16 protein-coding genes are annotated in these 20,037 nt (G+C 71.2%); 7 read left to right on the forward strand and 9 right to left on the reverse strand.

The window, feature by feature from the left end; all coding sequences use genetic code 11:
* Positions 1–13 precede the first annotated feature (13 nt).
* From OG736_RS08475 to OG736_RS08485, 3 genes are all read right to left on the reverse strand, one after another.
* Entirely contained in the window at positions 14–211 is a 198-nt protein-coding gene (locus OG736_RS08475) for a DUF8691 family protein (RefSeq protein WP_020132810.1), read from the reverse strand.
* Positions 212–433: 222 nt separating this feature from the next.
* Entirely contained in the window at positions 434–952 is a 519-nt protein-coding gene (locus OG736_RS08480; protein WP_327181903.1) for a hypothetical protein, read from the reverse strand.
* A 229-nt stretch (positions 953–1,181) separates the two neighbouring features.
* The gene (locus OG736_RS08485) at positions 1,182–3,902 is read right to left on the reverse strand and encodes a winged helix-turn-helix domain-containing protein (RefSeq protein ID WP_327181904.1); all 2,721 of its coding nucleotides are present in this window, start codon (positions 3,900–3,902) and stop codon (positions 1,182–1,184) included.
* Between the two features lie 588 nt (positions 3,903–4,490).
* Here OG736_RS08485 and OG736_RS08490 point away from each other — a divergent pair.
* Positions 4,491–5,300 (forward strand): PhzF family phenazine biosynthesis protein, encoded by an 810-nt coding sequence (locus tag OG736_RS08490; RefSeq protein WP_327181905.1) that lies wholly within the window; start codon positions 4,491–4,493, stop codon positions 5,298–5,300.
* Positions 5,301–5,331: 31 nt separating this feature from the next.
* Here OG736_RS08490 and OG736_RS08495 read toward each other — a convergent pair whose 3' ends face one another.
* The gene (locus OG736_RS08495; RefSeq protein WP_327181906.1) at positions 5,332–6,111 is read right to left on the reverse strand and encodes a CPBP family intramembrane glutamic endopeptidase; all 780 of its coding nucleotides are present in this window, start codon (positions 6,109–6,111) and stop codon (positions 5,332–5,334) included.
* 205 nt (positions 6,112–6,316) lie between these two features.
* Between OG736_RS08495 and OG736_RS08500 the strand changes: the two genes are divergently transcribed.
* Entirely contained in the window at positions 6,317–8,092 is a 1,776-nt protein-coding gene (locus tag OG736_RS08500) for a substrate-binding and VWA domain-containing protein (RefSeq protein WP_327181907.1), read from the forward strand.
* A gap of 234 nt (positions 8,093–8,326) precedes the next feature.
* Here OG736_RS08500 and OG736_RS08505 read toward each other — a convergent pair whose 3' ends face one another.
* Positions 8,327–9,844 (reverse strand): glutamate-cysteine ligase family protein, encoded by a 1,518-nt coding sequence (locus OG736_RS08505; protein WP_327181908.1) that lies wholly within the window; start codon positions 9,842–9,844, stop codon positions 8,327–8,329.
* A 571-nt stretch (positions 9,845–10,415) separates the two neighbouring features.
* Between OG736_RS08505 and OG736_RS08510 the strand changes: the two genes are divergently transcribed.
* The 3 genes from OG736_RS08510 (at position 10,416) to OG736_RS08520 (ending at position 12,849) form a co-directional block, all read left to right on the forward strand.
* A complete protein-coding gene (locus OG736_RS08510) occupies positions 10,416–11,006 on the forward strand; it encodes a hypothetical protein (protein ID WP_028807326.1) in 591 nt (196 codons plus the stop codon).
* A gap of 360 nt (positions 11,007–11,366) precedes the next feature.
* On the forward strand, positions 11,367–11,555 hold the full coding sequence (locus OG736_RS08515; protein ID WP_020132802.1) for a DUF5999 family protein: 189 nt from the start codon (positions 11,367–11,369) through the stop codon (positions 11,553–11,555).
* Between the two features lie 226 nt (positions 11,556–11,781).
* Positions 11,782–12,849, forward strand: a complete 1,068-nt coding sequence (locus tag OG736_RS08520) for a LacI family DNA-binding transcriptional regulator (RefSeq protein ID WP_327181909.1) — start codon at positions 11,782–11,784, stop codon at positions 12,847–12,849.
* Here OG736_RS08520 and OG736_RS08525 read toward each other — a convergent pair.
* The 4 genes from OG736_RS08525 to OG736_RS08540 all read right to left on the reverse strand — a co-directional run bounded on the left by OG736_RS08525 (position 12,842) and on the right by OG736_RS08540 (position 17,111).
* On the reverse strand, positions 12,842–13,915 hold the full coding sequence (locus OG736_RS08525; RefSeq protein WP_327181910.1) for an endo-1,4-beta-xylanase: 1,074 nt from the start codon (positions 13,913–13,915) through the stop codon (positions 12,842–12,844). The two genes, OG736_RS08520 and OG736_RS08525, sit on opposite strands and share 8 nt — an antisense overlap.
* 50 nt (positions 13,916–13,965) lie before the next feature.
* Positions 13,966–14,730, reverse strand: coding sequence for a carbohydrate ABC transporter permease (locus OG736_RS08530; protein WP_314219657.1), 765 nt, complete (start codon positions 14,728–14,730; stop codon positions 13,966–13,968).
* 83 nt (positions 14,731–14,813) lie between these two features.
* Complete coding sequence (locus OG736_RS08535; RefSeq protein ID WP_314219624.1) at positions 14,814–15,812, reverse strand: carbohydrate ABC transporter permease; 999 nt, start codon at positions 15,810–15,812, stop codon at positions 14,814–14,816.
* A gap of 6 nt (positions 15,813–15,818) precedes the next feature.
* Complete coding sequence (locus tag OG736_RS08540; protein ID WP_327181911.1) at positions 15,819–17,111, reverse strand: extracellular solute-binding protein; 1,293 nt, start codon at positions 17,109–17,111, stop codon at positions 15,819–15,821.
* 396 nt (positions 17,112–17,507) lie between these two features.
* Here OG736_RS08540 and OG736_RS08545 point away from each other — a divergent pair, with 396 nt between their 5' ends.
* Together OG736_RS08545 and OG736_RS08550 are read left to right on the forward strand one after the other, a co-directional pair.
* Entirely contained in the window at positions 17,508–19,463 is a 1,956-nt protein-coding gene (locus OG736_RS08545; protein WP_327181912.1) for an APC family permease, read from the forward strand.
* A gap of 119 nt (positions 19,464–19,582) precedes the next feature.
* Positions 19,583–20,002 (forward strand): TOBE domain-containing protein, encoded by a 420-nt coding sequence (locus tag OG736_RS08550; RefSeq protein ID WP_327181913.1) that lies wholly within the window; start codon positions 19,583–19,585, stop codon positions 20,000–20,002.
* Positions 20,003–20,037 lie beyond the last annotated feature (35 nt).

Below are 20,037 nucleotides of genomic sequence, written 5' to 3' on the forward strand. Positions count from 1 at the left end.
GGCGCCCGGCCCGTCACTCCGGCAGTTGACGCATCTCCAGGACCCGCAGCCCCAGGGACTGGCAGCGGGCCAGCAGCCCGTACAGGTGCGCTTCGTCGACGACATACCCGAACAGGACCGTCTGACCGGACATGACCACATGGTCCAGTTCCGGAAAGACCCTGGTCAGTACCTCCGACAGGTGTCCGTCGACGCGGATCTCGTAGCGCATGAGCTGCTCTCCCGGGATGGCCTGGGACTGGCTGACTGCGCACTCACCCTGCGATCGTCCGCCCGCGGTGGGTCGGACGTCCTCACCCCGTGCAGGTGATACCTCGTGCGACCCGGGTTCCGCCCGGCGGCGTCCGTACCGGTCGCCCACCGTCCGTGGCCGCCCTGGTCCGTTCCCGGTCCGTGCCCGGTCCGTTCCCGCCCGTCCTGCGTCCCGGCCCCGCTAGTGCGTCAGGTAGAGCTTGAAGGAGATGATCAGCAACCCGAGCACGAGGTTCACCGCGGCCGTGACCCCCACCATCCGCCAGGAGGCTCCGGCCCGGCGTGCCGCTGCCGCCGACCACCCCACCTGGCCCGCCACGGCGACCGCGAGCGCGAACCAGAGCGATCCCTGCAGGTCGAGTCCGAGCAGCGGGCTGACGGCCACGGCGACGGCCGGCGGGACCGCCGCCTTGACGATGGGCCACTCCTCGCGGCACACGTGCAGCACGGCCCGGCGGTCCAGGCTCCGCTGCACCAGCCGCGCCCCGAACAACTGGGCGTGCACATGCGCGACCCAGAACGCCACTCCGGTGAACAACAGCAGCAGCACGAGCTCCAGCCGGGGGAAAGAGCCCAGGGTGCCCGCGCCGACGATCACCGAGGCGGCGAGCATGGATCCGTAGACGCCGCCGGTGAAGTCGACGGCGTCCTGGCGCTCGGCGGGCGTCCGAGCCTCCGTGACGTGTTCCGCCCTCGGCATCACGACCTCCCTCGACGAGCGGGACGAGTCAGATGAGTCAGATGAGTCGCATGGACCACACGGGTCGCATGCGTCGTACAGGTCGCATGCGTCGTATGGGTCGCATGAATCGGACGAGTCGGACGACGGGGCCGCGGACGGGTGTGCACACCCTCATCGCAGCGGAGAAATCCGGTCGGCGCCTCACCCGCCACGGGCGAGCCGGAGGGGTCTGAGGGCCTTGCCTCGGTCACAACAGGTTCAGCTCGCGGGCGCGGCGCACCGCGTCGTTGCGGCGGTTGACCGCCAGCTTGCGGTAGACGCTCTTCAGGTGGGTCTTGACGGTGTTCACGGAGACGTACAGGTCGGCGGCTATCTCCTCCGTCGACATCGTCAGGGCGAGCCTGCCCAGCACGTCGCGTTCGCGTCCGCTCAGCTCCTCCACGAGCGGCAGCGGCGGGCCGTCGGACGCCGCCGCGCCGGAGGTGGCCCGGTCCGTCGCCGGTACCCGCGGTGTCATGGCGTCCAGGAACGGGCGGATCCACGGGCCGGCCTCGACGAAGGGCCGTCGCAGCCCGTCCCGCCGTGCCTCGCGCAGGGCCTGGGCGACCAGTCGGCGCGAGGTGACCGCGTCCCCCGACTCGTCCGCCGCCTGTGCTCTCACCAGCAGGGCCCGGACGGTCACCGCGGGGCCCGCGCCGCCTTCGGACCGTACGCCGTCGAGCAACTCGATCGCCGCCCCGGGTCGGCCCGCCGCGAGTTGGGCCCGCGCGGCCCCCACGGCGCACGCAGGCTGCTCGTCGGACATCGGCTGCAACACCTCGAATGCGGTCTCCGGCCGGCCTCCCGCCAGATGCGCGGCGGAGACGACGAGCGCCGTCTGGCCCGCCGCCCAGGGGGAGATGACGGCGGCCGGCACCGCTCGTTCCGCCGCTTCGAGAGCGGCTCTGGTGTCGCCGCGGGCCAGATGCAGACGGGCGGTCGCGATGGCCCGGCCCGCTTCCATCACCGGGTCCCGCAGTGCCGGGTCCGACCCGGCCGCCTCGGCGAGAAGCGCCCGCGCCCGGCCCAGGTCGTCACGGTCCACGGCGACGGCGGCCAGCACCAGCCGCCCCATACCGGAACCGGACGGCTGGGGCAGCCCGTACCGCTCCGTCTCGGTCACCGCCGCCCGGGCCTTCCGCTCCGCCCTGCCCAACCAGCCGTTCAGATAGTCGATCAGAGCCAGCCGGCCGAGCGAGTCCTCGCGGGCGAGCGCCGTCGAAGCCCCTGCCGAGCCGCCGGCCACCCGCGACAGAGCGGCTGACGCGTCGTCGAACCGCCCCGCCCACAGGCGAGCCGAGCCCAGATGGGCCAGCAGCAGCGCGGTGAGCTCGGGATGCCTCTCCAGCAGGTGGGCGGGGGCCTGGTCGCACAGCGTCTCGGCAGCCGTCGCGGCCCTCTCCGCCCGGCCCGGCGCGCCGGTCAGCCGGGCGGCCAACGCCTCGAGCAGGGCGCAGCTCAAGCGGGCCGCCACCAGGCCGGGCTCCTCGCCCGCCGGACTCCACTCGGCGGTCAGGGCCTGTTCCGCCGCATCGCCGGGCCCGGCGGTCAGGCCCAGTTCGGCCGTCAGGCCCTGCTCCGCGCGAAGCAGGTGCCTCAGGCCCCGGTCGAGATCGCGCCGGGACAGGTCCCCGGCGGCACGGACCAGGTCCGTCGCGGGGCCCCCGGCCTCCGGTCCCATCCGGGAGAACAGCTCGGCGAGTTCGTCGGAGCGCAGGCCGGTGAAGAGCCAGCCGATGGCGAGGTCGTCGATCAGGGCTCCGGCGGTGAACTCCCAGTCACCCGCTGCGGCGCCCTGGCACAGCGTCTCCGTGAGGGCTCCGGAGCCCCGCAGCCAGTGCGCGGCCCGCCGGTGCAGTTCGGGCTCCAGGCCGGGCGAGCGCACCCGCAGATGGGCCTGGAGGATCTCACCGAAGAGCGGGTGGAGGCGGTACCAGTCCTGGCCGAGGTGCTCGACGAAGGCGTTCTCGCGGTAGAGCCCGGCGAGGATGGGCCCGGCGTCGGTGCGCTCCGTCAGCGCGTTCACCAGCTCGGGGCGGAACCGGTCGAGGACGCTGACCCGCAGCAGGAGGTCCTGCGTCTCGGGCGGCTGCCGTCTGAGCACCTCCGCGAGCAGGAAGTCGGCGACCGTGGTGCGGTCGGCCTCGAACTCCTTCAGATAGAGCTCCGGATCCGGGTCCTCCCGCGCGGCGAGGGCACACAGCCGCAGTCCGGCGGCCCAGCCCCGGGTGCGCTCCACCAGACCGTGGGTCGCGTGCGTCGGAAGCCGCAGTCCGTGCAGGCCGAGGAGCTCGGCCGCCTCCTCGGTGGTGAACGCCAGTTCCGCGCCCCGGATCTCGGTCAGGTCGCCTGCCGCCCGGTAACGGTGCAGCGGCAGCAGCGGCTCGGTACGGGTGACGAGGATCAGGCGCAGGCCGTCCCCGGCGTGGTGCAGAACGAACTCCAGCTGGTCCGCGATCTCCGGGTCTGTCACCCGGTCGAACTCGTCGAGCACCACGATCACGGGCCGGTCCCGACTGCTCAGCTCGGCGGCGAGCCGCGCCAGCAGGTTGGGGGGCACGCGGCTCGCGTCCGCGGGGCAGCCGATCTCGGCGGGCAGCGACGTCCCGGAGGCGCGCAGGGCGTGGAGCAGGTACGCCCAGAGCATGCCCGGGCCCTGCTCCGCCGCGTCCGTGGTGAGCCAGGCGACGGGCCGGTCACGGGCCGCGGCCCAGTCGGCGACCAGCAGCGTCTTGCCCGCGCCCGCAGCGCCGTTGACCATCGTCAACGGGGTGCGCAGCGCCTGATCGAGATGCCTGACCAGCCGCTCGCGCCGCAGGAACGTCACCGGCCGGGCCGGTATGACGAACCGAGTCCGCAGAAACGGATCGCCCTGCGGATCCGCGGACGACGCCGCCGGATCGGTGCCGCTCTCCTCGAGCCCAGCCATGGCGCTCACCGCCCGTGGTCGTCAGGTCATGGGTCGCGCTCCTCGCCCTCAGGATCCCAGGGTTTCGCCCCCGGTGCCCTGCGAGAGCCCCGCACGACACGGGTCGACGTGCCGACGCCGGGGCAGCGGAACCCGCCCGCGGGCGTTGCCGACACGGGCACCACGGGACCGGCCATGGCGTGTCGGCCGGGGGCTGCGCGACCCCGCCACGACGTGCTCCCGGCGGGCATCGGTGGCAAACCGGCCTCAGCGTGCTCGCGGCGAGGCCTGGCGCAGACCGGGGCCCGACGTGCACGGAAGAGATCCGGCGGATCCCCGCCATGAAGCACTCGCGGCCGGGATCGGCGGCAAACCGGCCTCGGCGTGCGTGCGGCGGGGGCAGCGCAACCCGGCCCACGGCGCATTCGCGCGCCGGCCGCCTCTCGCCGACCCGCGCCCGCAAGGACTCGGCGACTTGACGCCGGGCGCGACGGGGCCCGGCGCAGGCCCGGCCCCGGTCCCTTCGCGGAGAAGCCAGGGGGAAAACGGGGCCAGGACTCGCGGATTGGCCTTGGCCGACGGCTGCGCCCACCGCCTACCGTCACCGGCATGCGCATTCGAATCGTCGACGCCTTCACCGACCGCCCCTTCAGCGGCAACCCGGCAGGGGTCCTGCTCCTGGACACCTTCCCGGACGACAACCGGCTCCAGAACGTGGCTCTGGAGGTCAACCACGCCGAGACGGCGTTCGCCCACCCGCTCCCCGAGGGCGGCGACGCGGACTGGGCCCTGCGCTGGTTCACGCCCGTCGCCGAGGTCGACATGTGCGGCCACGCCACGCTCGCCACGGCCCATGTCCTGCACACCACGGGCGCCCACGAGGGCCCGGTGCGCTTCGCCACCCGCAGCGGTGTCCTCGCCGCGACCCCGGCCGAGGACGGCTCGATCACCCTGGACTTCCCGACCGCCCCGCTGACCAGGGTCGAGATCCCGGCCGGGATCGCCGACGCCCTGGGCTCCGAGCCGCTCGCGTGTGTCGACACCGGCCCGCACGTCGGCGACCTGCTCCTCGAGCTGGCCGACGAGAAGACCGTCCACGCCCTGCGGCCCGACCACAAGGCCCTGGCCGCCCACTCGCGCCGCGGCATCATCGCGACCGCCCGCGCCGAGAACGCGGACCTGGGATACGACTTCGTCTCCCGCTGCTTCTTCCCGAACATCGGCATCGACGAGGACCCGGTGACGGGCAGCGCCCACACCGCCCTGGCGCCCTACTGGGCCGAGCGGCTCGGCCGCACCGCCCTGACCGGCCTCCAGGCCTCGCCCCGGGCCGGCCGGGTCCGCACCGAACTGTGCGGCGAGCGCACCCTGCTGAGCGGCCGAGCGGTCACGGTCATCGAGGGCGAGCTGCTCGCCTGAGTGCTGTCCGGCGGGGACACCCGGGGCCGGCTCACGCCGTCGGCAGCCACCCCACCTTCCCCGCCAGCAGCGCGTATCCCACGAAGGCCCCGATGTCGAGCAGGGAGTGCGCCACCACCAGCGGGCCCACCCGGCCCCAGCGCCGGTAGAGGTAGACGAACACCACACCCATCGCCATGTTGCCGAGGAAGCCGCCGATGCCCTGGTAGAGGTGGTAGGAGCCGCGCAGCACGGCGCTGGCCACGAGCGCGGTGCCCGGTGTCCAGCCCAACTGCCCCAGCCGGCGCAGCAGATAGCCGACGACGATGACCTCTTCGAGGATCGCGTTCTGCATCGCGGACAAGATGAGCACGGGGTACTTCCACCACACGTCAGGCAGCGCCTCCGGGACCACCGTGAGGTTGAAGCCGAGGCCGCGTGCCGCCAGATAGAAGGCGATGCCGGTGCTGCCGATCACCGCCGCGACAGCCGCCCCGCGACCGAGGTCCGGCCAGGGCCGGGTGCGGTCGAAGCCCAGGGTCCGCAGCCCCTGCCCCTCGCGCATCAGGAAGTGCGCGACCAGGGCCACCGGGACGAGCGCCTTGGCGATCCAGAACAGCTGCCAGGCGAGATCGAGCCATGGACGGCCGGGCGCGGCCGAGGCGTTGAGGGTCGCCGCCTGGTCCTTCAGACCGCCCGGCTCGGTGACCGATCCGACAAAACTGATCAGGGCCGACACACCGCTCGCACCGAGCGAAACCCCCAGAACGAGCAGAGTCTCATTGCGGAAAATCCGTCGCGAGAGCTGCTCCCGCGGAAAAGAATCAGCCACCTACCCTGCCTCCACCTGCACATGTGCCTCCAGTTGCGTAAACCCGCCGCATCCCCACCCCTGCCTCGCTAGGGTCTCGAAAGAAGTTGCGAAGATCGTGCGTGACAGGCCGTCGGGGGACGGGCGCCGTACGGGGCGTACCTCCCCTTCGCAGGCCGTGCGGCGGAAATCCGCCACGGGGCCGACAGGGAGGGGCACCACCGTCATGGGACGTCACAGCTTGCCCGATCAGTACGGGGCGGGCGGCAGCGACCCCCGTCCGCGGATCCGCCGCCGCACCGTGGCCCTCGCGACCGCCCTCGTGCTCACGGTCGCCGGGGGTGCCGCGGCCGCCGTGCGCAGCGGATTGCTTTCCTTCGGCTCGTCCTGCCGCGACCACCCCGTGCGGCTGACCGTGGCCGCCTCCCCGGACATGGCCCCGGCGCTCACGGTCGCGGCGAAGCGGGCCAAGGACGGCGGCCTCACCTCCGACGGACAGTGCCTCGAGGTCGGCGTCACGGCGCGCGAGTCGTCCAAGGTCGCCGAGACGCTGGCGGCGGGCAAGGACCCGGACGCGCAGGTGTGGGTGGCCGACTCGGACCTGTGGGTGCAGCGGATCACCGCCGACCGCAAGGCGACCCGGGTGACCCCGGTGGGCAACGTGGCCTCCACGCCCGTCGCAGTGGCGATGGTCCCGGCGGCCGCGAAGTCGCTGGGCTGGCCGAAGAAGACGTACTCCTGGCTGGAGCTGGCCGGGGCCACCCTTCGGGACGGCTCACTGCGGCTGGGCGCGGCCGATCCGGCGCGCAGCGCGACCGGGCTGCTCGCGCTGACGCAGATCGGCGCCGCCGCGGCCGGCGTCAAGGACGGGGACACCCAGGCCGCCGCCCTGATGAAGACGCTGTCCCAGCGGGCGTCGGACACCGACGCCCAGGTCCTGGACACGCTGCCACGCGACGCCTCGGGCGCCGAGCAGGGCAATCCCCAGCGCAACCGGGCGGTCGTCGTCACCGAGCAGGCCTCGTTCACGCACAACGCGTCGGCGGACGCGGGCACCGGCCTCGACCTGTTCTATCCGAAGGACGGCTCACCGCGGCTCGACTACCCGTACACGCTGGTCGACAAGACCCGGCTGAGCACCGACGAGAGCCGGGCGGCGATCCGGTTCATGACCTTTCTGCGCCGCCCCGAGCAGCAGAAACTCCTCCAGAAGCACGGCTTCCGGACGTCCGACTACGACGCCCCGCAGACCCTGGTGACCGCGGCCGGCGGCAGCAGCCCGCAGCCGTTCGCCGAGCCGGCCGCCCGGCCCACGTCGGACACGGCCGTCGAGGAGGCGCTGGGGACCTGGACGATCACGGTGCAGAGCGCCCGGCTCACCACGGTCGTCGACGCCTCCTCCTCCATGTCCGAGCCGGTCCCCGGGACGGGCCGCTCCCGTATGGAAGTCACCAGGTCCTCGCTCCTCCAGGCCCTCGCCACCTTCACCCCGGAGGACGAGATCGGTCTGTGGGAGTTCTCCACCAAGCTGGACGGCGACAAGGACTACCGCGTCCTGGTCCCCACCGAACGGCTCGGCGACACCGCCGCCGACGGCGAAACCCAGCGCGACAGGCTGTCGGCCGCTTTCGGCGACCTGTCGCCTGTCCCCGACGGCGCGACCGGCCTGTACGACACGACTCTCGCCGCGTACCGGCAGGCCACCGCCTCCTACGTCAAGGGCAAGTTCAACGCGCTGGTCATCCTGACCGACGGCGTCAACCAGGACCCGGGCAGCATCTCCCGCACCACCCTCCTCACCGAACTCAGGAAACTCGCCAGCCCCGAACGCCCCGTCCCCCTCATCATGATCGCGGTCGGCCCCGACGCGGACCGCGAGGAGGCCGACCAGATAGCCGGGGCGACGGGCGGCTCGGGCCAGTCGGTGACCGACCCCTCCCAGATCCACACGGTGATCCTGAAGGCGATCGTGGCGGCAGGAACCCAGGGCGACGAGGACTGATCTCCAAGAGGCCCCCCAGGTCGGCGCGGAAGCGACATGGGCCAGGACCCCCACAGGTCGGCGCGGAAACCGACCCGAACCGGGATCCCCACCCGCTCCTCCCCCCCCCAGGGGCGCGGGGAACTGCGCGACCAGCCCCCACCGCCCCGCAGCCGCCGAACCACCGAGGTTCTCCGAGCGTCCCCGCGTTCCCCGGCTCCCCGGACTCCCCGAGCCTCCGCACCCCACCCCGCCTCACCCCAAGGACGCAGGTTCCGGCAACCCCACGGGCCACGTATGCACCGGCTCCCCCAGATGCATCAGCTCCGCATACCGCCGCGTGGTCGCCGCCAGCGCCGCGTCCCGTGACAACCCCGCCTCCAGCGCCCGGTGGAACGTCGCCACCTGCCAGGTCGCCCCGTTGGTCCGCCGCCGGCACCGTTCCTCGATGACCCCCAGATAGAAATCGCGGTCGGCCGGCTCCACCCCCCACCCGTCCAGCCCCGCCTCCGCCAGCGGCAGCAGCTCGTCCCGTACGAGACTCACCGCGTCCACCTCGGCCAGGCCGCCCAGCCGCCCGCGCCGCGGCCACTGGAGCCGCGCCTCGATCCCGTACCGGCAGGCCGCGTCGAAGTTGGCCTCGGCCGCCTCGAACGGCAGCCGGGACCACACCGGCCGGGACTCCTCGGCCAGGGCCCGGACCACGCCGTAATAGAAGGCCGCGTTGGCGACCACGTCGGTCACGGTCGGCCCGGCGGGCAGCACCCGGTTCTCCACCCGCAGGTGCGGAACGCCGTCGGCGATGCCGTAGACGGGCCGGTTCCAGCGGTAGACCGTGCCGTTGTGCAGGACGAGCTCGGCGAGCGAGGGCACCTCGCCCGCGTCCAGGGCCTCCAACGGGTCCTCGTCGTCGCAGATCGGCAGCAGCGGCGGGAAGAACCGCAGGTTCTCCTCGAACAGCTCGTACGCCGAACCGATCCACCGCTCCCCGAACCACGTCCGCGGCCGTACGCCCTGCGCCTGCAGCTCCGGCGGCCGGGTGTCGGTGGCCTGCTGGAACAGCGGGGGCCGCGACTCCCGCCACAGCTCGTGACCGAACAGGAAGGGCGAGTTGGCGCCCACGGCGATCTGCGCGGCGGTGACCGCCTGCGCGGCGTTCCACACCGCGGCGAAGCGGCCCGGCGTGACCTGGAGGTGCAGTTGCACGGAGGTGCAGGCCGCCTCGGGCACGATCGACTTCGAGGTGCACGACAGCCGCTCGACGCCGTCGATCTCCAGGGCGAAGTCCTCTCCCCTGGCGGCCACGATCTGGTCGTTGAGGAGGGTGTAGCGGTCGACCTCGGAAAGGTTCGACGAGACCAGGTCGTCCCGGTCGAGCGTGGGCAGAATACCGATCATCACGATACCTGCGTCGACCTCGCCGGCCTTTCGGTGGGCATATGCCAGTGACGTACGGAGTTCTTCCGCGAGCCGGTCGAATACACGGCCCCCCAATCGATGTGGGGCTATGTTCACTTCCAGGTTGAACATGGCGAGTTCTGTTTGGAAATCTCGACTGGCGATCCTCTCCAGCACTTGCCCATTCAGCATTCTCGGCTGGCCGTCTGCACCCGCGAGATTCAGTTCGATCTCGAGCCCCATGAGATTCTTGGGGCGGTCGAAGCGCTTCTGGGCCAGGAGCCGCTCGAGCCCCGTCAGACACCGCCGGAGCTTGTCCCGGTAGTGCTGACGATCGGACAGGTCGAACGCGCCTGCCACGACCTTTTCCCCCATCGAAGCGTCCCTCCTCGCGTGGGCGGACCGGCGATCCCGGCCGCCGGATGATCCGGGTCAGGTGGGATGATGCCCAGCCGGGCCGATCGATAACGTCCCCCACGCGGCCCGGCACCCGCTACGCTGACCGAAAGCCACCGGCGGTGACCGCTGGCACATTCACGGGGCATGCGGCCGAAGGCCCTTTCGCGAAATATGGAACTCGTGAAAAACGCCGACTGAAATACGCCGACCGCGTCACGCACATAAGCCGAGGTCATCGCCGCGCACCCCGCTCTGAATCGGGATGATTCACCCCTATCGCCGACCGAATGAACCCTTGCCGAGTGTCCCGGGATCGACTAGACGAAACACAGTCTGAACACATGTCGTATAAACTCCGCGGACAAGGCAGAGAAGGTTGGCGCCCGCAGTCGAAGGAGCCTGTCGTCGAGGTGACGGCAGGCCGCTCGCGTACCCCCGCACCCCAGACTCCGGCCCTCGCCTCTCCGACCTGTTCGAGAGCTAGCTGACAGCGCCGTCCGCCCACGCCCTCGCGCCACCGTGCCTGTCGAATGAGAGGCGACCCACCATGCCTTTGCATGTCCCCCCGGCTCCCGCGCCCGCCCTTCGCTCCGTCCTCATGGCACTCGGTTCCCCCACCGCGGTCCGCGAGGCTCGTACGCCCTCCCTGCGCACCGCTCAGGGTGATGTCACACCCGAACTCCCGCTGCCCCTGCACGTCCTGGACCGGATCGCCCCCGAAGGCGTGGCCGCGACCCGGCTGGCCGGCTGGCGCTTCCTGATCCGCTGCGGCGACCGCGCCGTGGCCGCGGCCGAGACCCGGCTCACCCCGGACGGCTGGGCGTTCTCGCACTTCTTCGAAGGCCCCTACATCGCCTCCACCGAACGCGCCCTGCGCCAGGCCGAGTCGACCGCCCAGCCGTTCCAGCCGCGGCTGCTGTCGGTGCCCGGGCTCTACATGCTCACCCTCTGGCTGCACGGGGACAGTTCGTCGGACGGCACCACGGGGCATCCCGCCCCGACCGACCTCCTGGTGCCCTTGGCCCCGGCACCGCCGGGGATCGCCGCACACCGGGCACACCGGGTCGCCGAGCTGCTTCCGCTGCTCACCCTCCGTGTCACCCCCGCGACGCCACCGCTGCTCGGTTCACCGGCCTGACCGTTCGGCCGCTCGACCGGCCGACCCCGCGCCCCGTACCCCGTCACCGCGGCCCCGGTGGCGGGGTACGGCGCGGTCCGGTGACCCGAGAACCTCCCGGGCGCCGTCCGGACTAGCCCCATTCGGCCACCAGGAACCACCCGAAGTGACAGTGCGGTTGAGATGAACCGCCCGCGCGGGTGATGCGTCATGAACCTGTGAGAAGCGGTGCCGCGAAATCCCTGCGGAACGACCTCCGTGGGGCAACACTGGGTTCCGACGGACTTATCACAACGGGGGGCGGCCATGAACGACGTTTCACGCCGCGGAACAGACACCACAGCCATCTCAGACCTCACGCCAGAGCGGAAGTTCCCATCCATGTGCCAGCACCAGCCACCGTGCCCGACAGCGACCTCAGCCGACCGGGAATCCGCGCGCCTCACGGCGCACCACCCGGAGCAGGGCTGGAGCCTGCTGTGCAACGGCGTCCTGCTCTTCGAGGACACCGGTGAGCTCCTGCCGGACGGCCGGGTCATCGCCCCTCACCGGGTCGTGACCGCCGCCTGAGCATCAGCCGGACGGCGCGGGACCGCCGTCCGCAGACATGAGGGGCCGGCCCGCGGAGACCACCGCGAACCGGCCCCGACGCGCGTTCACGGCCGCTCACTCTCCGTAGTCGCCCCGTCTCGGCGTGGTGCGTACCCCTTGTATGTCTTCCCACGACTGCGCATGTTCCGGAAGACTTCTGGAAGTTTCGGCGCAACGTCCGGAACCACGCGACGGAGGTGGGGAAGTGACAGCGGACGACACCGTGCCCGTGTCCCGGGGCAGAATCACGATCACGGAGATCGCCCGCCAGGCCGGCGTCTCGGTGCCGACCGTGTCCCGGGTCGTCAACGGCCGCTCGGACGTCTCGCCGGGAACCAGGGCCCGGGTCGAGGACCTGCTCCGGCTGCACGGCTACCGCAAGCGCCCCGCCGCCTCCCGCACCCGGGCCGCGCTGCTCGACCTGGTCTTCAACGACCTCGACAGCCCCTGGGCGGTGGAGATCATCCGGGGGGTCGAGGAGGTCGCCCACGCGGCCGGGGTGGGCACCGTGGTGTCGGCGATCCACGGCCGCTCGGGCGACGCCCGCGAGTGGATGCGCAACCTGCGCGCCCGCGCCTCCGACGGCGTCATCCTGGTCACCTCGGCCCTCGATCCCACCCTGCACGAGCAGTTGCGCATCCTGGGCGTCCCGCTGGTCGTCGTCGATCCGATGGGCTCCCCCGCAGTCGACACCCCGACCATCGGCGCCGCCAACTGGGCGGGCGGCCTGGCGGCCACCGAGCATCTGCTGTCGCTGGGCCACCGGAGGATCGGCCTGATCGCCGGCCCGCCCCGGCTGTTGTGCTCCCGCGCCCGCTACGACGGCTACCGGGCCGCCCTGGAGGCTGCCGGTCTCGCCGTGGACGAGACCCTCGTCGTTCCCGGCGACTTCCGCCCCGAGTCGGGCTTCACCGGCTGCACGGCCCTGCTCGGTCTGCCCGAACCGCCGACCGCCGTGTTCGCGGCCAGCGACCAGATGGCGCTCGGCGCGATCGAGGCCCTGCGCCGGCGCGGACTGCGGGCCCCGGAGGACATGAGCGTGGTCGGTTTCGACGACCTACCGGAAGTCCGCTGGTCCGCCCCGCCGTTGACCACCGTCCGCCAGCCCCTCGCCGACATGGGCAAACTGGCCGCCCGCACCGTCCTGAGCCTGGCCCGCGGCGAGCGCCCCGACTCGCCGCGGGTGGAACTGGGCACGGAGCTGGTGGTCCGCTCGAGTACCGCGCCGCCCCGGGGCGCCCGGGGCCTGTCCGGCCGGACTGTCCCTACCTGAGCGCCTCCCGGATGGCCTGGTAGGCGGGCTTCGGCGCGAGCTGCTCGTCCCAGGGCAGCGCCGCGCCCTCGCCGGGGAAGAACGCCGGGATCCACGAGTACTTGTCGGTGTAGTCCCAGACGGTGATGCCGACGCACCGCCGCACCGCGAGGCACGACTCGGTCATGTCCCGGTACCAGTCGGCCTGTTGGGCGAGCTTCTCGTCGGTCGCGGGCAGCAGCATCCGGACGTCGACCTCGGTGAGCGCGGTGTCCAGGCCGAGCCGGGAGAAGCGGCGGAGGTTGTCCTCCAGGGTCGTCGGATAGCCGTACTGGAGGGCGAGATGCGCCTGGAGGCCGATGCCGTCGAGCGGGACGCGCTGGGCCTTCAACTCCTTGGCGAGGGCGTAGTAGGCGTCGCTCTTCGGGCCGACGGCCTCGATGTTGTAGTCGTTGAGGTAGAGCTTCGCCTTCGGGTCGGCCTGGTGGGCCCACCGCAGGGCGTCGGCGATGTAACCCGGGCCGAGCGTCTTGTAGAAGACCGTCTCGCGGTAGGTGCCGTCCTCGTTGAACGCCTCGTTGACGACGTCCCAGGCGTAGACCTTGCCCCGGTAGTGGCGTACCTCGGTCTGGATGTGGTTCTTCAGGACGGCCCGCAGCTCGTCCGCCGTCCACTCCTTGCCGGTCAGCCAGCCGGGCAGCTGACTGTGCCAGACGAGGGTGTGGGCGCGGACCTTCTGGTGGTGGTCGCGCGCGAGGTCGACGATCTCGTCGCCGGCCGTCCAGTCGAAGACGCCCTGCTGCGGCTCGGTGGCGTACCACTTCATGCCGTTGCCCGGGGTGATCATGTCGAACTCCTCGCCCAGGATCTTCGTATAGGCGCTGTCGGTGAGTTCGGGGTTGTCGGTGGCGCTGCCGAAGTAGCGGCCGTGGCGCTGCGCGAGGTCGGCGAGGGTCGTACGCGGCTTTCCGTGCGCCGGGCCCTCGTGCGCCTGGGCGGCCGGTCCGGTGGCGACACCGGAGGCGACCAGGACGGCTGCGAGGGCGCCGGCGAGTCTGAGCCGGGTGCGGGCGGCGGTGCTGGGCATGGTGCGACTCCTCACGGTAGGGGTGAGCCGTACGGGTCCGCGGGCGCGCGTCATCCCTTGGTGGCGCCGGCGGTGAGGCCGCCGACGAGCTGGCGCTCGGCGACGGAGTAGAACGCCAGGGCGGGCACCATGGCGAGCACGAGATAGGCGAAGACACGCGCGTACTCCGCGGAGTACTGGCCCTGGAACTGCTGGACGCCGATCGGGACGGTCCACCAGGTGGGCTCGTTGAAGACCAGCAGCGGCAGCAGGAAGTTGTTCCAGCTGCCGACGACGGCGAGCACCGAGACCGTGCCGAGGGCGGGCCTGGCCATGGGCAGCAGGATCCGCCAGAAGAACTTGAGGGGCCCGCAGCCGTCGAGGGTGGCCGCCTCCTCCAGCTCGGCGGGGATCTCCCGGAAGAACCCGCGCAGGACGACGATGGTCATCGGCAGCCCGAAGGCGGCCTGCGGCAGGATCACGCCGAGCGGGTTGTCGAGCAGGCCCATCGAGCGCAGCAGCAGGAACAGGGGCAGCGCCGCCACCGCGAAGGGGAACATCAGCCCCATCGTGAACAGGGTGAACAGCATCTCCCGGCCGCGGAAGGCGAACCGGGCGAAGGAGAACGCGGCCAGCGCGGAGACCGCGACGACCACCACGGTCGTACCGGCCGCGATGAGCGTGCTGCTGCCGACGAGCTGCCAGAAGGAACCGGAGCCGAGGATGTCCGTGTAGTTGGAGGTGACCCAGGGATCGGGCAGGCCGATGGGGTTGCGGGAGAGCTGGTCGGTGGACTTGAAGCCGGACAGCACGGCGTAGCCGAGCGGTACGGCCATCACCGCGCCGACGAGCCCGAGGACGAGGTGCAGGGGAAGCGTCCGGCCGCTACGGCGGGTGCTCCGGCCGGTCTCACGGGTTTTCACGCGCCGCCTCCTCGCATGGTCGTGGTGGCGCCCTGAAGGTCCCGGCGGAGCACGAACCGCTGGTAGGCGAGGGCGAAGACGAGACTGATGCCGAACATGGCCACGCTGATCGCGCTGGCGTAGCCGACCTGGTAGCGCTTGAAGCCGTACTGGAACATGGTCACGGCCATCGTCTCGGAGTGGTGGTCGGGGCCGCCCGCGGTCACCACCCACACCAGGTCGAAGAGCTGGATCGAGCCGATGACCGACAGGAAGACGCTGATCCGCAGGGTCGGCGCGAGCAGCGGCAGGGTGACGTTGCGGAAGCGCTGCCAGGGCCCCGCCCCGTCGATCAGGGCGGCCTCCGTCAACTCGGCCGGGATGGACTGGAGTCCGGCCAGGTAGAGCATCATGTGGAAGCCGAAGTACTTCCACGTCATGACCAGGAAGAGGGTGGCCATGACGGTGGAGGGGTCGGCGAACCACTGGCCGCCCACGCCGTCCAGACCGATCGCCCCCAGGACGTGGTCGGCGAGACCGTCGTCCGGGGCGAAGATCATGCTGAACAGCACGCCGGTGATCGCCTCGGAGAGGATGTACGGCGCGAAGAACAGCATCCGGTACACGGCCCGGCCGCGGATCTTCTGGTTGAGCGCGACCGCGAGGGCGAGCGCGAACGGCAGCTGCAGGACGAGCGAGAGCCCGACCAGGAGCAGACAGCGCCACAGGTCGCCCAGGAACACCGGGTCCTGGAAGAGCCTGGTGAAGTTGTCGCCGCCGATGTAGTCGTCGGGCATGCCGAAGCCGCCCCAGCGGAAGAACGAGGCGTACAGCGCGAACAGCATCGGCAGCAGCACGAGCGTGCCGAACAGCACCAGCGCGGGCACCTGGAAGCCGACGGCGGTGAGCCAGTGCCGCGCCCGCCGCCGCGCCCGGCTCCGGCCCGAGCCGGCGGACGGGGGCGGCGGGCCGACGTCCGGGCCGCTGCGCTTGTCCGGAAGGAAGGTGGAGGTCATCGCCTGCTACTGCTCTTCCTTCGCGACCTTGGTGATCGACTCGGTGACCTGCTGAGGCGACTTGGACCCGGCTATGAGGGCGGCGACGCTGTCGTTGACCTCCTGGCCGAGGGCCGGCGCGTAGGCCTGGTCGAGGTAGAGCTGGAAGCCGGTGGCGGCCTTCAGCTGGGCCTGTACGGCCTTGATGTTGGGGTCGGTGATGGCGCTCTCGGCGGCCGGTACGACGGGCAGCACCCCGGTCTTCTTGACCAGCTCGGTGTCCGTGGCGGCGGTGGCGAAGAACTTCAGGAAGTCGACCGCCGCCTGCGGGGCGTCCTTGCGCAGGGCGTGCCCGCCGCCTCCGCCGAACACCTCGGTGATCACGCCCTTGCCGCCGTCGACCGCCGGGAACGGGAAGAAGCCGAGGTTCGCGCCGAGCCCCTTGCCCGCGTCGGCCTCCACCACCGGCGCCCACTGGCCCATGAGTTCCATCGCCGCCTTGCCGTTGCCGACGGCGGCGGCCTGGCCGGTGGGGGTGGAGTAGGCGGCGCCGAGGAAGCCCTTCTGGAACGGCTGGAGATCGACCAGGTCCTGGAGGTGCTGCCCGGCCTGGACGAACCCGTCCCCGGTGAAGTCCTTGTCGTCCCCGGCCGTGCGCAGGGCGTCGACACCGGCGGTGCGCATCGCGAGATACGCCCAGTAGTACATTCCGGGCCACTTCTCCTTGCCCGCCAGCGCGAGCGGGGTGATCCCGGCGGCCTTCAGCTTGCGCACCGCGTCGAGGAAGCCGCTCCAGGTGGTCGGGGGAGCGCTGATCCCGGCCTGCTTGAAGAGCGCCTTGTTGTACCAGAACCCGATCATGCCGATGTCGAACGGGATGCCGTACGCCTTCTCGTCCAGCAGGTAGGGCTCGCGGGCGACCGGGAGCAGGCCGTCGCCCCACTCCTTCGTCCGCTCCGTGAGGTCCTCGACGAGCCCGGCGTCGACCTGCTGCTTCAGGACACCGCCGCCCCAGGTGTGGAAGATGTCGGGCAGCTTCCCGGAGGCGGTCAGCGCCGTCATCTTCGACTTGTAGGCGTCGTTCTCCAACTGCACGATCTTGATCTTCACCTTGGGGTTCTGGGCCTCGAACTGCTTGGCGAGACCGGCCCAGACGTCCTTGGTCGGCTGGGTGGTGGAGATGTTCCACCACTCGATGGTGGTCGTCCCCGACGACCCTCCGTCCGAGTCGCCGCCGCAGGCGCTCAGTGCCGTCATGCTCAGACCGGCCGCGGCGGAGGCCGCCAGAAAGCCGCGGCGGGAGAGTGCCGGGTCGCCCATCATGCGCTCCTTGATAGATCGAAAGTTTCGAACCAGATCCAGAAAGCTTCGCTGCTGCCGCACCCTAGAGACACCCTCCGACGGGTGGCAACCCCTTGAACACAGGGAATCCAGGGGTCTTTTCACGGGAGAAGGCTCAGCGAGGCATCAAGAGGCGCCGAAACATTCGGATCAATCGGCGAACATTACGAAGCGGGCGGGAGCAATGATCCGGCGGCCGGAAACAAACCAGGCAGTGGGTCACGCTGCGTGTCCACCCCGCGACCAGTCTTAACGGAAGCTTGACGCCGTGCCGCCCATGATCCAGGGGCCCGGGCGTCACTCTCCGCTTACGCTGATTCCGCCGTCCGCGTGATGGCCGAAACCACACGCCGATCCGCACCTCAGGAGCGCCCGATGGCCACCACCGAGCACCCTCCTCCCGGTCGCCTGCGCGCCTGGATGCTGGAGGGCCTGTCCGACATGGGCAAGGGGCACGCTCACCAGGCGGCCCCGGACACCGAGGCCGCGCCCGAGCACAAGGGCCAACGCTGGTACCGGGTGATGTGTCTGACCGGCGTCGACTACTTCTCGACCCTCGGCTACCAGCCGGGTATCGCCGCCCTCGCGGCCGGCCTGCTCTCGCCGGTGGCGACGATCGTGCTGGTGATCGTCACCCTGGCGGGCGCCCTGCCGGTCTACCGGCGCGTCGCCGAGGAGAGTCCGCACGGCGAGGGCTCGATCGCGATGCTGGAACGACTGCTGTCCTTCTGGAAGGGCAAGCTGTTCGTCCTGACCCTGCTCGGGTTCGCCGCCACCGACTTCCTGATCACGATCACCCTGTCCGCGGCGGACGCCTCGACGCACCTGGTCGAGAACCCGCACCTGACCAGCACCCTGCACGACCGGCAGATGGTGATCACGCTCGTCCTCGTCGCCCTGCTCGGCGCCGTGTTCCTCAAGGGCTTCCTGGAGGCCATCGGCGTCGCGGTCGCGCTGGTCGTCGTCTATCTCGGTCTGAACGTCGTCGTCGTGGCCGTCGGCCTGTGGCATGTCGTCACCGAGGGCCATGTGGTCACCGACTGGGCCGACGCGCTGACCGCCGAACACGGCAACGTGTTCGTGATGATCGGTGTCTCCCTGCTGGTCTTCCCCAAGCTCGCGCTGGGCCTGTCCGGCTTCGAGACCGGCGTCGCGGTCATGCCGCACGTCCAGGGCGACCCGGACGACACCGCGGAGCACCCCAGGGGCCGCATCCGGGACACCAAGAAGCTGCTGACGACGGCCGCCCTGATCATGAGCGTCTTCCTGATCGCCACCAGCTTCATCACCACGGTGCTGATCCCGGAGAAGGAGTTCGAGTCCGGCGGCCAGGCCAACGGGCGCGCCCTCGCGTACCTCGCCCACGAGTACCTGGGCAACGCCTTCGGCACGGTGTACGACGTGTCGACGATCGCCATCCTGTGGTTCGCCGGCGCCTCCGCGATGGCCGGGCTGCTCAACCTGATGCCCCGCTACCTCCCCCGCTACGGCATGGCCCCGCACTGGGCCCGCGCCGTCCGCCCCATGGTCATCGTCTTCACCCTCGTCGCCTTCCTGGTCACCTGGATCTTCGACGCCGACGTCGACGCCCAGGGCGGCGCCTACGCCACCGGCGTCCTGGTCCTGATGTCCTCGGCGGCGATCGCGGTGACCATCGCCGCCCACCGCGCCCGACAGCGGGGCTGGACCGTCGGCTTCACCGTGATCTCGGCGGTCCTGCTCTATGTGACCGTCGTGAACGTCATCGAGCGCCCCGACGGCGTGAAGATCGGCGCCTGCTTCATCGCGGGCATCATCCTGGTCTCGCTGCTGTCCCGGCTGGCCCGCGCCTTCGAGCTCCGGGTGACCAGCGTGACGCTGGACTCGATGGCGGAACGTTTCATCCGGGACATGGCCAGCCGCAAGATACGGTTCATCGCCAACGAGCCCGATCAGCGCGACAAAGCCGAGTACCGCGACAAGATCGAACAGATCCGGCAGGACAACGACATCCCCGGGGAGGATTTCGTCTTCGTCGAGGTCACCGTCGTCGATCCCTCCGAGTTCGAGTCGGGCCTGACCGTGCGCGGCGAGGTGCTGCACGGCCGCTACCGCGTCCTGACCCTGGAGTCCTCCTCCATCTCCAACGCCCTGGCCGCGCTGATGCTGCACACCCGTGACTCCACCGGCTGCATCCCGCACATCTACTTCGAGTGGACCGAGGGCAACCCCTTCGCCAACTTCCTGCGCTTCTTCCTGTTCGGCCAGGGCGAGGTCGCTCCGGTCACCCGGGAGGTCCTGCGCGAGGCGGAACCGGACCGCGACCGCCGCCCCCGCGTCCACACCGGCTGACCGCCCGCGGCCGTCGTCCCGACGCGACCCGACCCGACCCGACGACGACGCCGCCGCCGCGAAGACGCATACCCGTACATAACCCGCATGAGACGACCCGCGGCCTACCGTTGACGCTCATGAGCCTGAGCATCCGCAACCAACTGCCCGGCACCGTCACCGCCGTCCGTCCCGGCGAGGTGATGGCCACCGTCAAGATCCGTCTGGACGGCGGCCAGGACCTCACGGCGGCCATCACGCTGGAGGCCGTGACCCAACTCGCCCTCGCCGCCGGCACCGCCGTCCGCGCCCTGGTGAAGTCGACGGAGGTCTCCCTGGCCACCGGCCGGGTCGACGGCCTCTCGATCCGCAACCAGCTCCCCGGCACGATCACCGGCCTCGTGACGGGCGGGGTCATGGCCTCGGTCAAGGTCTCCATGGACGGGGGCGAACTCACCGCGGTGATCACCAAGGAAGCAGCCACCGACCTGGGCCTCTTCGTCGGCTCCGACGTCATCGCGCTGATCAAGGCGACCGAGGTGTCCCTGGCGACGGCGTAGCACGCGTGAGGGCCCCGCCCGGAAACGGACGGGGC

This window comes from Streptomyces sp. NBC_01334 (assembly GCF_035983595.1).
GTDB classification, from domain to species: Bacteria; Actinomycetota; Actinomycetes; order Streptomycetales; family Streptomycetaceae; genus Streptomyces; species Streptomyces coriariae.